Consider the following 14,706-nt stretch of genomic DNA (forward strand, 5'->3'; position numbering starts at 1 on the left):
GCGCATCGGAGGCTTCTATGGTCGATCTCTCCACCCGCTATTTGGGGTTTCACCTGCGGAATCCCCTCATCGCCTCATCCTCTCCGCTGACGGAGGACCTGGAGACCCTCCGCCGTCTGGAGGAGGCGGGGATCGCTGCGGTGGTGTTGCCTTCCCTGTTCGAGGAGCAGATCATCGAGGAAAGCGAGCGCCTGGACTACGGGCTCTCTTACGGGGAGGAGAGCTTCGCCGAGGCCCTGCGTTATTTCCCCGATCTTCACCACTACAATATGGGGCCCGAGGGCTATCTCGAGCACATCCGGCGGGCCAAGGCGGCCCTCTCCATCCCCGTCATCGCCAGCCTGAACGGCGTGACCACCGGCGGGTGGATCCGCTATGCGCGGCTGATGGAGGAGGCCGGCGCGGACGCCCTGGAGCTGAACATCTACTACCTGCCCACATCCCCCGATGAGAGCAGCCAGGCGGTGGAGGAAAATTACGTCCGGCTGGTGCGGGATGTGGTCGCCTCCGTGCGCATCCCGGTGGCCGTCAAGCTGAGCCCTTACTTCAGCTCCCTCCCTTATATGGCCCGGCGGTTCGAGGAGGCAGGCGCCGCCGCCCTGGTGCTCTTCAACCGGTTTTATCAGCCGGACATCGACCTGGAGGCCCTGGAGGTGGTGCCCAACCTGGTGCTCAGCACCTCTTATGAGCTCCGGGAGCGGCTGCGCTGGGTGGCCATCCTGTATCCTCAGGTGCGCCTGGATCTGGCCATCACGGGGGGTGTGCACACGGCGGAGGATGTGCTGAAGGCGATGATGGTGGGGGCGAAGGCCGTCACCATGGCCTCAGCGCTGCTGCGCCACGGGCCGGATCACGTGCGGCGGCTGCTGGAGGACATCCGCCGATGGATGGAGGAACACGAATACGTTTCCATCGAGCAGATGCAGGGGAGCATGTGCCGACAACGGGCCGCCAACCCGGCCGCCTATGAGCGGGCGAACTATATGCGGGTGTTGAGCTCCTTCCCGCGGCCGCGGTGAGGGATCCCGGCGCCGCCTATCCCAGCAGCTCCCGCAGTCGCTCGGCCAGCTGACGGGCCACCTCCTCCGGGCTTCCCTCCAGCCGGATGCGCCGGCGCTCCCGGGAGGGGGCCTGGGCCAGCCCGGAGACCTGCGTGGGGGAACCGGCGGCCCCGATGAAGGCCTCATCGACCTCCAAATCCGCTGCGCTCCAGACGGTCACCCGCTCCGGCGCGAAGGCCCATGGCTTCCGCCGGTAGTCCATGAAACGGGGCTCGTTGCATCCCGTCTTGACCGAGATCACCGCCGGGAGGGGGACCTCCAGGATCTCATACCCGCCGGGCCGCTCCCGACGCCCCCGTACCACCCGCCGCCAGGGATCCAGCTCGATCTGCGTGACCAGGGTGATCTGATGGAAGCCCAGCCACTCGGCCAGCCCGGGCGGCACCTGGCCGGTGGCCCCATCCGACGACTCCTCCCCGCAGAAGACCAGATCCACCGGTCCCAGCTTCTCGATCCCCCGGGCCAGGGTGTAGGTGGTGGCCAGGGTGTCAGCGCCCCCGAACCGGCGGTCGCTGAGCAGGTAGATGTGATCGGCCCCCATGGCGAGCCCCACCCGGAGATAGGGCTCAAAGAAGGGCGGGCCCATGGAGACGATGGAGACCCGCCCCCCGAAGCGATCCTTGAGCTGCAGGGCCATCTCCAGGGCATTCATATCCGGCGGGTTGATCTCCGAGCGGGCCCCTGCCCGATCCAGCCGCCGGGTCTCCGGGTCCACCCGCACCTCCTCCGGCTTGGGCACCACCTTCATGCAGACCACGAAATGCCAGTCCCGGCCGTTCGGGCTCACCATCGTCTGCATCCTCCTCCCGATCTTTCGGGGCGCATCCCTATCCTCGGGCCGGGCCGCCCTCCACCGCCATCCGCTCCGCGCGCAGGGCCTCGATCAGGGCCGGGATCACCTGCAGGGCATCCCCGACCACGCCGTAATCGGCGAACTCGAAGATGGGAGCCTCCGGATCGTTGTTGACCGCGATCACAGTCCCGGCGTTCTGGATCCCGACCACGAACTGGAAGGCGCCGCTGGCGCCGCACACGATGGCCACCTTCGGCCGACACACCACGCCGGTCTGGCCGACCTGGCGCTCCCGGCCGATCAGGCCCTCATCCACCGGCGGGCGGGTGGCCCCCACCTCTCCGCCGAGCAGCTCCGCCAGCTCCCGGAGCAGATCAAACCGTCCGTGGATCCCTCGCCCTCCCACCACCAGGACCGGCGCCTGGGTGAGATCCACCCCCTGGCCGATCACCCGCTCCACCACCCGGGTGTGGAGATCCTCCGGTCGCAGATCCACATCGAGAGGGATCACCGCGCCCGGCCGCCCGGCCTGAGGGGCGGCGAGGGGGAAGACACCCGGCCGCACGGTGGCCATCTGGGGGCGGTGATGAGGCATGGTGATGAGGGCCACCACGCCCCCGCCGAATCCGGTGACCTCTCCGATCAGCAACCCGCCCTGCTCCGGATCCAGGCGCAGATCGGTGCAGTCGGCGGTGAGGCCGGTCCGCAACCGCACGGCCAGACGCCCGGCCAGGTCCCGTCCGTTGGGAGTGGCGCCGCACAGGAAGACGCTGGGCCGCCCCTGCATCAGGGCCCGGAACGCCATCGCCGTGTGGGCCTCGACCGTGAAGGGCTCGAGGAGGGGATGATCCGCCACCCACACCTCATCCGCCCCCCAGGCGAAGGCCTGCTCCACCAGGGGCTTCACCCGATGGCCGAGGAGCAGGCCGGCCACCCGCCAGCCGATCCCATCCGCCAGCTCCCGGGCCTTGGAGAGCAACTCCAGGGACACCCGCTCCAGGACGGCCTGTTCCTGCTCCAGATAGACCCAGATCGCGGGTTGCGCCTCATCGGGACCGTAGAGGGAAGCCGCCATTGGGTTTGCCCCCTTTCCGCTGGATGCGACGCATCAGATGCGCAGGTCCGTTCCGGAGGGGCTGACCGCCATGGCCGCGATCTCGGCCACATCCAGCACCCGTATCCCCTGCACGCCGAGACCCTTCAAGCTGTCCTCCAGGCAGGCCATGCAGAACGGGCAGGCGGTGGCGATCACCTGGGCCCCGGTCTGCAGGGCCTCCTGAACCCGGAGGTCGGCGAACCGCTCGCCGGCCCGCGTCTCCAGCCACATCCGCCCCCCTCCGCCGCCGCAGCACAGGGCCTCCGGACCGGAGTGGGCCATCTCCACCCGTTCCAGGCCGGGGATCGCGTCCAGGATCCGGCGGGGAGCCTCGTATTCGCCGTTGCGCCGCCCCAGGTAGCACGGATCGTGATAGGTGACCCGAAGCCGGACCTCCCGGGAGAACCGGAGGCGGCCCTCCTCCAGCAGGCGGGCCAGATACTGGGTGTAGTGATAGGGACGGAACTCCGCCTGGAACCGGGGGTAGTGATTCTGGAACACATCGTAGCAATGCGGGGAGGTGGTGATGAGCTCCCGCACTCCCGCGTCGGCGAAGATCTTCGCGTTGTTCTGGGCGATCTCGTAGAAGTAAGGGCGGTGTCCGAGGCTCTTGACGGCCTCCCCGCAGCAGGGCTCATCGTTGCCCAGGGTGCCGAAACGCACGCCGGCGGCCCGGAGGAGCTGCACCAGGGCGCGGGCGACCTTCTGGGCCCGCCGGTCATAGGCGGAGGTGCAACCCACATAGTAGAGGACCTCGTGCTGGGCCGGATCGAAGCGGGGCACCTCCAGGTCGCGGGCCCATCGGACGCGGTAGGAGGGAGGCTGGAACCAGGGATTGTTGTTCCAGTAGACCGACCAGAGCACCGCGGAGAGGCCCCGGGGGATGCGACGGGTTTCCCAAGCCTGCTCCCGCAAGCTCTGGAAGATCTCGGAGACCGGCACCCCGCGGGGGCACAGGGCCTCGCACTGAGCGCACGCGGCGCACAACCATAGGTGCTCATCCCCGTCCAGCAGGCCGACCTGGGCCCGGCGCATCATGGCCCGCACGGAGAAGGGCTCATGCCGAACCAGGCCCCAGGGGCACGCGGCGGTGCAGACCCCACACTGATAGCAGAGGGCCATCGCCCCCTGCGTCTCCCGGAACAGGCGCTCCCACAGCGCCTCGTCGGGGGTCAGGACGGGCATCTCGAGCATCACTCGCCTCCTGCCGTCTCAGCGGGCTGGGCCGCACGCTCGGGGGCCGGGACGGCTTCCCCGCGCAGCTTGCGGACGTAGCGGCGGACGACCTCGTCCATCTCCCGGAGCTTCTCCGCGAACTCCTTGCCCTCCGCCGCCGAGATCCAGCGCAGCTGCAACCGCTCGGGCTCGATGCCCATGCGGGTGAACTTCCGCTGCCAATACTGGAAGCGCTTCCAGGTCTGCCGGTTGGCGTAGTTGTAGTGGCAATCCGAACCGGTCTCTGTCAGCCGGCAGCCGGTGATCAGCACCGCCCCAGCTCCTTTCTCGAAGGCGCGGGCGATGAAATCCTCCTCGAAGCGCCCGGAGCACATCGTCCGGATGATCCGCGAGGAGGGCGGATACTGGCGTTTCTCGATGCCGGCCAGATCGGCCCCGGCGTAGGAGCACCAGTTGCAGGTGAACACAAGGCACTTCTCCTCCGGCCGCTCGGCCAGGGCCGCGTCGATCTGAGCCAGGATCTGCTCCTTGGTGAAGAAGGGCATGATGATGGCGTCCGTCGGGCACTCGGCGGCGCACGTGCCGCAGCCCATGCAGGCCGCCTCGATGATGCGCACCTTCCCCACCTTCACGGGGCCGGTGGGCTCGATGGCGTTGAAGGGGCAGACCTTCACACAGCGCATGCACCCGATGCACTTCTCCAGGTCCACCCGGGCGGTGAGGGGCTCCTTCTCGATGACCCCGCGGGCGAGGAGGGCGCCGGCCTTGGCCGCTGCCGCCAGGCCCTGAGCGATGGCCTCCCGCACATCCTTCGGCCCCTGCGCGGTCCCCGCCAGGTAGATGCCCTGGGTGGCCGTCTCCGCCGGGCCCAGCTTGGGATGGAGCTCCATCAGGAAGCCGTCCTCGCTGCGGGAGAGCCGGAGCTGCTCAGCCAGGCCGTCAGCGGCCGGGCGCAGGCCCACCGCCAGGACCAGCAGATCCGTGGGCAGGCGGAGATACGCCTGCGAGAGATGATCGTAGAAGATCACATGGCCATCCTCGAAGGCGATGGCCTCCTGGGGCGGTCGATCGGGATCGTAGCGGAAGAACTGAACGCCCTCCCGCATGGCCTGCTCGTAGAGCTCCTCGGCGTTGCGGCTGTAGGTGCGGATCTCCCGGTAGAGGATCCGCACCTTCTTCCCCATCCGCCGCAGGCGCAGGGCCTGGCCGATCATCGAGGTGCAGCAGTAGCGGGAGCAGCCCATGTTGCCCTGGCGCGAGCCCACACAGCCCACGAAGGTGATGCGCTCGGCTTCGACGGCGCCGCGCCGGAGCATCGCCTCCAGCTCCAGGTTGGTGATGACCCGCGGGTCGCTTCCGTAGCCGAACTCCGTGGGCCGATAGGGCTCCGCCCCTGTGGCCATCACGATGGCGCCCACCTGGAGGGTGGTGCCGTCGCTCAGGCGGGCCTGGAAGTTGCCCACCACCCCGCCGATGGTCTCGATTTGCTTCCCCAGATGCACATGGACGCCGCTCTGGAGGAGCTCCCGCTTCTTCGCCTCCACGAGCTCCCGAGCCTTCAGGCCGGAGGGCGAGAGCTCGTCCAGCTGGTTCAGGAGGCCGCCCAGCTCGGCGCTCCGCTCCACCAGGTGGGTCTCAAAGCCCTGGCGGGCCAGGGCGATGGCCGCCGTCATCCCGGCGATCCCGCCGCCGATCACCAGCGCCCGCTGGGTGAGGGGCAGCTGGGAGGGCTCCCCAGGGGTCAGACGCCGGGCCTTCTCCACCGCCATCCAGACCATGTCCATCGCCTTGACGGTGGCCGCCTCCTTATCCGCCTTATGCACCCAGGAGTCCAGGTTGCGGATGTTGGCCATCTCCAGGAGATACGGGTTCAGGCCCGCGCGCTGGAGCACCCCGCGGAAGATGGCCTCGTGGGTGCGGGGGGAGCAGGCGGCCACCACCACCCGGTTGATCCGCTCCCGGCGGATGGCCTCCTCGATCTCCTTCTGGGTGTTCCCCGCGCAGGAGAACATCTGATGGGTGGCGTAGACCACATCGGGAAGGGTCCGGGCGAACTCCACCACCCGCTCCACATCGACCACCCCGGCGATGTTGCTGCCGCAATGGCAGACGAAGACTCCCACCCGAGGGGTTTCGATGTCCGTAATCGGTTCCACCTGCGGGGGCTCCGGCCAGTGGCGGCGGGTGAGGTGGCTCAGGGCGAGGGCGGCGGCCCCGCTCCCCTCCGAGACGCTGTCCGGGATGTCCTTGGGCCCGGTGGCGCAACCCGCCGCGTAGATCCCCGGCCGCGTGGTTCGCACCAGACCGCCCACCCCCTCCAGGGCCCGGATGAAGCCGTCCTCATCCAGCTCGATCCCCAGGCGCTGGGCCAGATCCGCCAGGCCGTCGGGCGGGGAGACCGCCGTGGCCAGCACGACCATATCGTAATCCTCCGAGACGCGCACCCCCCGCTCCGTATCCTCATAGGTCACCCGAATCCGACCGTCCCCGTTGGGCGCGATCCGGGCCGGGCGCCCCCGGACGAAGCGGGCGCCGGCCTCGCGGGTCCGCTCCCAGAAGCCATCGAAACCCTTCCCGTAAGCCCGGATGTCCATGTAGAGGACGGTCACGTCCCGGATGCCGTGGTCGATGGCCTGGTAGGCGTGCTTGATGGAATACATGCAGCAGATGCGGGAGCAATGCCGGAAGAACCGGCGGTCCCGGGATCCGACGCACAGGACGAACAGGATGTTGTGGGGGTGTTCGCCGTTGGAGGGGCGCAGGATCTCGCCTCCCGTCGGGCCGGCGGAGGTGAGCAGACGTTCGAACTCCAGGGCCGTCAGGATGTCGGGATGGGTGCCATATCCGAACTCCCGCAGCAGCCGCGGGTCGATCGTCTCATAGCCCACGGCCACGATGATGGCCCCCACGCGGCGCACCAAGCGGCGCTCCCGGGGCATCAGGAAATCGATGGCCCCCGGCTGACAGGCCTGCACGCACCGGTGGCACGGAAGGTAATGGGGAGGATCGTTCAGGCAGTTCTCGATGTCGATCACATAAGCGCCGGGCACCGACTGCGGGATGGGGGTGTAGATGGCCTTGCGGGCCGCCATCCCGACGTCGAACTCGTTGGGGAGGACCACCGGGCAGACGCTCACGCACTCGCCGCAGCGGGTGCACTGATCCGTCACAAAGCGAGCCCGCTGGCGGATGGTTACCTCGAAATCTCCCGCATGGCCCTCCACCCGCTCCACCTCGGCCAGGGTGAGCAGCTCGATGTTCGGGTGGAGACCGACCTCAGACATCTTGGGCGCCTCGATGCAGATGGAGCAGTCCAGAGTGGGGAAGTTCTTGTCCAGGATGGCCATCTTCCCCCCGATGGTGGGCTCCCGCTCCACCAGCACCACGCGCGCGCCGGCGTTGGCCAGATCCAGCGCCGCCTGAATCCCTGCGATCCCCCCGCCGATGACCAGGACCGAATCGCTCATCGCGGCCGCTCCTCCGGGGATTCCAGGGGAACTGCGCCACGGAAGGACGGGAAGCGCGTCCGGGCGTATTCATAGCCGGCGGCGAAGGCTTTCCGGTTCAGGGGGACCAGCCGGGGGGCCAGGGTGGTCTCGATGGCCTTCTCCACCGATTCCGGCCGCACCTGTCCCCAGACCCCGGCGAGGAACCCCAGGACGACCATGTTGGCGACGATGCGCCGCCCCAGCTCCTCCGCCAGCCGGGTCGCCGGGATCCCAAGCGGACGATCCTCCGGCCAGGGCTGGACGAGATCCTCCTCTATGATGACGAGGGCGTCCGGCTTGGCCGTAGGGCGGAACCGGGTGTAGGCCTCCTGGGAGAGCAGGATCAGGACGTCCGGCTCCAGCACGAAGGGGTAATCGATGGGCTCATCGGAGACCACCACGTTGGAGCTGGAGGACCCCCCTCGGGCCTCCGGCCCGTAGGATTGAGTCATCACCGCCTCCAGGCCTTCATAGACGGCGAAGGCCTTGCCCAGGATGTAGCCGGCCAACACCACCCCCTGCCCGCCGAAGCCCGCGATCCGGATCTCCACGCGCATCGCATCCTCCCTTCATCGGCGCACCGGCCGGAAGACCTCCCGCTCCCGATCCACGAACCGACCCACGTAAATGGGGCGCTCCTCCCGCAGGTCCACCTCCAGGGCCTCCCAGGGCACCTCCTCCGGCACCCGGTAGACCAGGACGCTGCGGCGGCGATACAGCCGCATCTCCTCCACGCCGTCCTCGATGTCGTTGGGCCGCCCGAAACCCACCGGGCACGGCGCCAGGACCTCGATGAAGGTGAAACCGGGCTTGCGGAAGGAATACAGGATGTCCTGCTTGATCTGGCGGACATGAAGGGTTGTCCACCGGGAGACGAAGACCGCCCCCGCGGCCGCCAAAAGATAGGGGAGATTGAAGGGGTGTTCCGGGTTGCCGTAAGGCGTGGTGGTGGTCTTCGCCCCCAGAGGTGTGGTGGGCCCGACCTGACCGCCCGTCATGCCGTAATTGAAGTTGTTGATGCAGATCACCTTGATGTCCACATTGCGTCGGGCGGCGTGGATCAGGTGGTTCCCGCCGATGGCCGCCAGGTCCCCATCCCCGCTGAACACTGTGACCATCAGCTCGGGCTTCATCAGCTTGAGGCCGATGGCGAAGGGGATGGGGCGCCCATGGGTGACGTGATACGAATCCAGGTTCATATAGCCGGGCACCCGCGCCGTGCAGCCGATGCCCGAGACCACCACATGGCGCTCCACCGGGATGCCGGACTCCAGGATCGCCTGGGCGTAACAGCGCATCACGATGCCGATGCCGCACCCCGGGCACCAGATATGGGGCATGCGGTCCCGGCGGATGAGATCATCCAGGGGATGCTTTTCCGCCACCCACGCGTGCGCCATGGAAGGCTGCCTCCCGAATGGCCTGCAGGATCGGATCCGGCGGGATCATCGCCCCGCCGGCGTGGAAAACCCCCTTCACGGGCTGGGAGACGTAGCGTTCGACCTCGCAGATCATCTGACCCAGGTTCATCTCCGCCACGATGAAGACCTCCGCCTGCTTCGCCAGCTCCCGCACCACCTCGGCCGGGAAAGGCCAGAGGGAGATCAGCCGCAACAGCCCGGCGGGGATCCCCATGCGGCGGGCGTCCGCCACCGCCCGCCGGGCCGAACGGGCGGTGCACCCGTAAGAGATGACCACGATCTTCGCGTCCTCCAGCGCATACGTGTCGTAGCGGATCATCTGATGGGCGTTCCGCCGCACCTTCTCCACCAGCCGGGTCACCAGGCGGTGATGCGTCTCGGCGGACATGTCCGGGTAGCCCCGCTCGTCGTGGGTCAGCCCGGTGAAGTGCACCCGATATCCCTCCCCGGCGTGCACCATAGGAGGGACCAGGTCCTCATCTTCCACCAGGAAAGGTTTGAACCCGTTGCCGGCGGGATAGCGGGGCCGCTTCCGCTCCCAGCGGGGGATCTGGTCTTCGGGCGGGATCACCACTCGCTCGACCATGTGACCGACCACCTCATCGGCCATCACCATCACCGGGATCCGGAAGCGATCGGCCACGTTGAAGGCCAGCACCGTGAGATCGAACATCTCCTGAGGGGACCATGGGGCATAGGCCGCGATCTCGTAATCCCCGTGGGAGCCCCAGCGGGCCTGCATCACATCCGCCTGGCCGGGGAGCGTGGGCAGCCCGGTGGAGGGGGAGCCGCGCTGCACATCCACGATCACACAGGGGATCTCCAGCATGGCCGCCAGGCCCACGCTCTCCATCATCAGACTGAAGCCCGGGCCGGAGGTGGCGGTCATCGCCCGGGCGCCGGCCGCCGAGGCGCCGAGCACCGCCATGATGCTGGCGATCTCGTCCTCCATCTGGATGAAGACCCCTCCCACCTCCGGGAGGCGCTGGGCCATGCGCTCGGCGATCTCCGTGGAGGGGGTGATGGGATACCCGGCGAAGAAGCGGCACCCCGCAGCGATGGCCCCCTCGGCGCAGGCATGGTCGCCGTGCATGAAATGAACGCCCGTCAACACACCCCGGCCCGTCATGCCGAGTCCACCTCAAGGGTGAAGATGGCGAACTCCGGGCAGACCATCATGCAGAACTCGCAATGGACACAGGCGTTCTCTTTGCCGGGCGCGATCTCCGGGTAGTGGTAACCGCGCGAGTTCATCCGGCTGGACATGCGGAGCACCTGCTGGGGACAGAACTCCACACACATCTGACAGCCCTTGCAGCGCTCGGGGATGAGGAAAACCTGCCCCCGTGGGATCCGAACCTGGGTCAGGTTCAGCGGCTGCCGAGCGTAGACCCGCATGATGCCCCCCATATCGGCGGCTGGGGCGGCTCCGGGCACAGCGCGGCACGATGACAGCGGGGAGAGACCAGCGATGCAACCGCCCGCAGTCTCACAGGGTCGACAACGCTGGTTCAATTCTCACCTTAAGAAAATGATCACCCCTGTTGTAGTAATTTTGATCACCTGATCCCTGTGACTTCCATCACGAGGAGGGAAGGCCGGGCGAACGCCACGTGGGAACTCGACATTCTTCACCCCAAAAGCGGGCCGGAGATCACTGGAGAAATCCCCGCGCGATTCTACAGTGATTTGTAGAGGAAAATCGACGACGATCCGGGTTCGCCCCGGAAGCCTCACCGTGGCCGTCCGGGATTCCGCGAAGGGAGAGCTGCGATGGGGGAGATGATCGAAATCCGATGGCATGGGCGCGGGGGCCAGGGGGTGGTGACCGCCGCCCGCCTCCTGGCGGAGGCGGCCATGGAGGCCGGGTACTTCATCCAGGCCTTTCCAGATTATGGGCCGGAACGCAGCGGGGCGCCCATCCGGGCCTTCACCCGCCTCAGCCGCTCCCCGATCTCCCTGCACTCGCAGGTGCAGGCGCCGGATCTCGTGATCGTGCTGGATGAAACCCTCCTGGGGGATCCGACCATCCTGGAAGGGCTGAAGCCCGAGGGCTGGCTGGTGGTCAACTCCGGACTGCCTCCGGACCGGGTCCGGGCCCGGGCGCGGGGCTATCCGGGCCGCCTGGCCCTCCTGGATGCCACCCGGATCGCCCTGGAGGTCCTGCAGCGGAACCTCCCCAACACGCCGTTGCTGGGCGCCCTGGCCCGGGTGACCGGGCTCTTTTCCCTGGAAGATCTCACCCGCCACCTCCACCATCACCTCGCCCCCAAATTCGGGGAGGCCATCGTCCAGGCTAACCTGGAAGCGGTCCGCCGGGGCTTTGAGGAGGTGCGCATCGATCCCGGCCGGATCCCGGCGGGCGAATGGGCGCTGGAAGCCTCCACGGCGGGGATGGCCCTCCCCTGGTTTGAGCTGCCCCGGGGCGGCCTGATCCTGGACGCCGGGAACGCTGTGGCGTATGCCACGGGAGGCTGGCGGACCTTCCGGCCGGTGGTGGAGATGGAGAAATGCACGCACTGCCTCTACTGCTGGCTCTACTGTCCGGATGATGCGGTTCGGGTGGCCGGCGGGCGGTTCGTGGGCTTCGATGAGCTCCACTGCAAAGGATGCGGGATCTGCGCGGCCGTCTGCCCGCCCAAGGCCATCACCATGGTCGAGGAAGCCCGTGTGATGGCCGGAGCGTAAGGAGGTGCGCGATGGGCCGATGGATGGCGCTGGAAGGCACCGAGGCGGTGGCCTACGCGATGAAGCAGATCGCCCCGGACGTGGTGGCCGCTTACCCCATCACCCCTCAGACCGGGATCGTGCAGACCTTCGCCCAGTTCGTGGCGGACGGGGAGGTCCCCACGGAGTTCATTCAGGCGGAGAGCGAGCACAGCGCCCTGAGCGCCTGCGTGGGCGCGGCGGCCGCAGGGGCCCGCGCCATGACCGCCACCTCCTCCCAGGGCCTGGCCCTGATGTGGGAGATCCTCCCCATTGCCGCCGCGATGCGGCTGCCCATCGTGATGCCCGTCGTCAACCGGGCCCTCTCCGCGCCCATCAACATCCATTGCGACCACTCCGACTCCATGGGCGCCCGGGACACGGGCTGGATCCAGATCTATTCGGAGAACGCTCAGGAGGCCTACGATAACACCCTGCAGGCCGTGCGCATCGCGGAGCACCCCCAGGTCCGCCTGCCTGTGATGGTGATGCAGGACGGCTTCATCACCAGCCACGCGGTGGAGCGCGTGTGGGTGGAGGACGACGATGCGGTGCGGGCCTTCCTGGGGACCTATCAGCCGGCCTGCACGCTCCTGAACTTCGAGCGGCCGCTCACCTTCGGGGCCCTGGATTTCTACGACTATTACTTCGAACACAAACGCCACCAGGTGGAGGCCATGCGCCGGGCGAAAGACGCGATCCTGGAGGTGGCCGAGGATTTCGCCCGACGCTTCGGACGCCGCTACGGGCTCTTCGAGACCTACCAGCTGGAGGACGCCGAGGTGGCGGTGGTGGTCCTCTCCTCCACCGCCGGGACCGCCCGCGTGGCGGTGGACAACCTGCGGCGGATGGGCTGGCGGGTCGGCCTGCTCAAGCCGCGGGTTTATCGTCCCTTCCCGGATCATGAGATCATCGCCGCCCTGCGGCACCTGCGGGCCATCGGCGTGATGGACCGGGCCATCGCTTTCGGGGCGCTGGAGAACGGAGGCCCCCTCTGGCTGGATCTGCTGGCGGCCGCCCACCGCCACGGCCTGCACATCCCCATTGCGGACTACGTGTTCGGCCTGGGCGGGCGGGACATCACCCCCTCGGAGATCGAGGGGATCTTCACCGACCTGATGCAGATCGCCGATCGCGGCGCGGTCACCCGCCCGGTCACCTACGTGGGGGTCCGCGGCGAGCTGCCGCTGCCCAGCCCCGCCGAGTGGTCCCTCTGGATCCCCGAGGCCACGATGGCCGGCGATTGAGGAGGTCCCCATGGCGGCTACTCCTCTGAACCTGAAGATCCTGTCGGAAAAGCCCACGCCTCTCTCCAGCGGGCACCGCCTGTGTGCCGGATGCGCGGAGGCCATCATCGTGAAGCAGGTCCTGCTGGCCATCGACGACCCGGTGGTGGTGATCAACGGCACCGGCTGTCTGGAGGTCTCCACCACCATCTTCCCCTACACGGCGTGGCGCGTGCCCTGGATCCACGTGGCCTTCGAGAACACCGCCGCCGTGGCCGCGGGGGTGGAGGCCGCTTACCGCGCCCTCGTCCGCCGGGGGGTCCTCCCGGCCGACCGCCGGGTGGTCTTCGTGGCCTTCGCCGGGGATGGAGGGAGCTACGATATCGGCCTTCAGGCCCTCTCAGGGGCGCTGGAACGCGGGCACCGCTTCCTCTACGTGTGTCTGGACAACGAAGGCTACATGAACACCGGCATCCAGCGCTCCGGTGCCACCCCCCGGGGGGCCTGGACCACCACCACGCCGGTGGGGAAGGTCATGCCGGGCAAACCCCAGTGGCGCAAGGATCTGACCGCCATCGTCGCCGCCCACCGGATCCCTTATGTGGCCCAGGTCGCCCCCTCCCACTGGAAGGATCTGATGACCCGGGTGCGCAAGGCCGTGGCCAGCGGAGGCCCTGCCTTCCTGAACGCCCTTTCCGACTGCAACCGGGGCTGGCGGCACGATCCGGCCCAGACCATCGAGGTCACCCGCCTGGCCGTCGAGACATGCTACTGGCCCCTCTTCGAGGTCGAGGATGGGGTGTGGCGGCTGAACTACCGGCCGCGCCGCAAGCTCCCCATCACCGAATACCTCCGGCTCCAGGGCCGGTTCGCTCACCTGCTCCGGCCGGAGTTCCAGGACCTGGTGGCGGAGATCCAGGCGGAGGTGGATCGACGCTGGGAGGAGCTGCTGCGTCGCTGCGGTGAGACGGCCTGAACCCCTTCGGCAACCCTGAGCACGGAGAGGCGTGCGATGCTGGTAGCGCGAGATATCATGACCCCCAACCCGGTCACCGTCCGGCCGGACGACCCGCTGGGCGTAGCGGTGGAGAAGATGCGCTCCCGTCGCTGCCGGCGGCTGCCGGTGGTGGAGGGGGACCGGCTGGTGGGGATCATCACGGATCGGGATGTGCGACTGGCCCTGAATTCCCCGCTGGTGCTCCACGAACGGCGCTCGGACCGGCTCCTCCTGGAGCATGTGCCGGTGCGGGCCTGCATGACGCCTGACCCCATCACGGTCTCCCCGGATACCCCGCTGATCGAGGTGGTGCGTCTGATGCGGGATCACAAGTTCGGCGGGGTGCCCGTCGTCGAGGGAGATCGCCTGGTCGGGATCATCACCGAGACGGATCTCATGGATCTGCTCATCCGGCTCCTGGAGTTCGGCGTGGATGAGATCCCCTGGAGCCGGATGCGACGCCCCGAGAGCGCTTCCGCCTTCCCGATCCCATCGGGAGCCCCTTCATCCAACGCTTCCAGGCGGGCGTGAGCCTTCCGAGGATCCTGGAACGACCCTTCCCGTCGGCGCAGGGCCTGGATCCAGGCCCTGCGCTCCTCCGTTCCTCCCCGCTCCCGACGCCCGGAGCCCGGCCGCGCCGTTCCGATGCCCGCCTGGCCGGCTCCGGCCACAGGATGCGCGGGGACCTCCGAAAGCAGGTGGAGTAAACTGGGAAACAGGAACCGCCGGAATTCGGAACGCG

Annotated in this window: 13 protein-coding genes; 5 read left to right on the forward strand and 8 right to left on the reverse strand. The window is 68.2% G+C overall.

Annotated elements, in window-relative coordinates; translation table 11 throughout:
- Positions 1-17 precede the first annotated feature (17 nt).
- A complete protein-coding gene (locus tag KNN16_RS09560; protein WP_303896610.1) occupies positions 18-1,019 on the forward strand; it encodes a dihydroorotate dehydrogenase-like protein in 1,002 nt (333 codons plus the stop codon).
- A gap of 16 nt (positions 1,020-1,035) precedes the next feature.
- Here KNN16_RS09560 and KNN16_RS09565 read toward each other — a convergent pair whose 3' ends face one another.
- From KNN16_RS09565 to KNN16_RS09600, 8 genes are read right to left on the reverse strand one after another with little or no spacing between them, the layout of a single operon-like run.
- Entirely contained in the window at positions 1,036-1,860 is an 825-nt protein-coding gene (locus tag KNN16_RS09565) for an electron transfer flavoprotein subunit beta/FixA family protein (RefSeq protein WP_299284109.1), read from the reverse strand.
- Positions 1,861-1,888: 28 nt separating this feature from the next.
- On the reverse strand, positions 1,889-2,929 hold the full coding sequence (locus tag KNN16_RS09570) for an electron transfer flavoprotein subunit alpha/FixB family protein (RefSeq protein WP_303896613.1): 1,041 nt from the start codon (positions 2,927-2,929) through the stop codon (positions 1,889-1,891).
- A gap of 33 nt (positions 2,930-2,962) precedes the next feature.
- On the reverse strand, positions 2,963-4,144 hold the full coding sequence (locus KNN16_RS09575) for a (Fe-S)-binding protein (protein WP_299284105.1): 1,182 nt from the start codon (positions 4,142-4,144) through the stop codon (positions 2,963-2,965).
- Complete coding sequence (locus tag KNN16_RS09580) at positions 4,144-7,593, reverse strand: FAD-dependent oxidoreductase (RefSeq protein ID WP_303896615.1); 3,450 nt, start codon at positions 7,591-7,593, stop codon at positions 4,144-4,146. Before KNN16_RS09580 ends, KNN16_RS09575 begins: the two co-directional genes overlap by 1 nt.
- Positions 7,590-8,171 carry a 2-oxoacid:acceptor oxidoreductase family protein gene (locus KNN16_RS09585; RefSeq protein ID WP_088571773.1) on the reverse strand — a complete coding sequence of 194 codons (582 nt, stop codon included), beginning with the start codon at positions 8,169-8,171 and terminating at the stop codon, positions 7,590-7,592. The genes KNN16_RS09580 and KNN16_RS09585 overlap by 4 nt, the downstream gene beginning before the upstream one ends.
- A 12-nt stretch (positions 8,172-8,183) precedes the next feature.
- A complete protein-coding gene (locus tag KNN16_RS09590) occupies positions 8,184-9,014 on the reverse strand; it encodes a thiamine pyrophosphate-dependent enzyme (protein WP_299284098.1) in 831 nt (276 codons plus the stop codon).
- Positions 8,974-10,164, reverse strand: coding sequence for a 2-oxoacid:acceptor oxidoreductase subunit alpha (locus KNN16_RS09595; RefSeq protein ID WP_299284096.1), 1,191 nt, complete (start codon positions 10,162-10,164; stop codon positions 8,974-8,976). Before KNN16_RS09595 ends, KNN16_RS09590 begins: the two co-directional genes overlap by 41 nt.
- The gene (locus tag KNN16_RS09600) at positions 10,161-10,433 is read right to left on the reverse strand and encodes a ferredoxin family protein (RefSeq protein WP_088571775.1); all 273 of its coding nucleotides are present in this window, start codon (positions 10,431-10,433) and stop codon (positions 10,161-10,163) included. The genes KNN16_RS09595 and KNN16_RS09600 overlap by 4 nt, the downstream gene beginning before the upstream one ends.
- 375 nt (positions 10,434-10,808) lie before the next feature.
- Between KNN16_RS09600 and KNN16_RS09605 the strand changes: the two genes are divergently transcribed.
- The 4 genes from KNN16_RS09605 to KNN16_RS09620 are packed head-to-tail and all read left to right on the forward strand — an operon-like array spanning position 10,809 to position 14,495.
- The gene (locus tag KNN16_RS09605) at positions 10,809-11,723 is read left to right on the forward strand and encodes a 2-oxoacid:acceptor oxidoreductase family protein (RefSeq protein ID WP_299284092.1); all 915 of its coding nucleotides are present in this window, start codon (positions 10,809-10,811) and stop codon (positions 11,721-11,723) included.
- 11 nt (positions 11,724-11,734) lie between these two features.
- A complete protein-coding gene (gene porA, locus KNN16_RS09610) occupies positions 11,735-12,988 on the forward strand; it encodes a hypothetical protein (RefSeq protein WP_299284091.1) in 1,254 nt (417 codons plus the stop codon).
- A gap of 10 nt (positions 12,989-12,998) precedes the next feature.
- Positions 12,999-13,943: a thiamine pyrophosphate-dependent enzyme gene (locus KNN16_RS09615; RefSeq protein WP_299284089.1), complete on the forward strand. Its 945-nt coding sequence runs from the start codon at positions 12,999-13,001 to the stop codon at positions 13,941-13,943.
- A gap of 36 nt (positions 13,944-13,979) precedes the next feature.
- Positions 13,980-14,495, forward strand: a complete 516-nt coding sequence (locus tag KNN16_RS09620; RefSeq protein WP_299284087.1) for a CBS domain-containing protein — start codon at positions 13,980-13,982, stop codon at positions 14,493-14,495.
- Positions 14,496-14,706: the final 211 nt, after the last annotated feature.

Origin of the sequence: Thermoflexus hugenholtzii (genome assembly GCF_018771565.1) — a bacterium.
Lineage (GTDB): Bacteria > Chloroflexota > Anaerolineae > Thermoflexales > Thermoflexaceae > Thermoflexus > Thermoflexus hugenholtzii_A.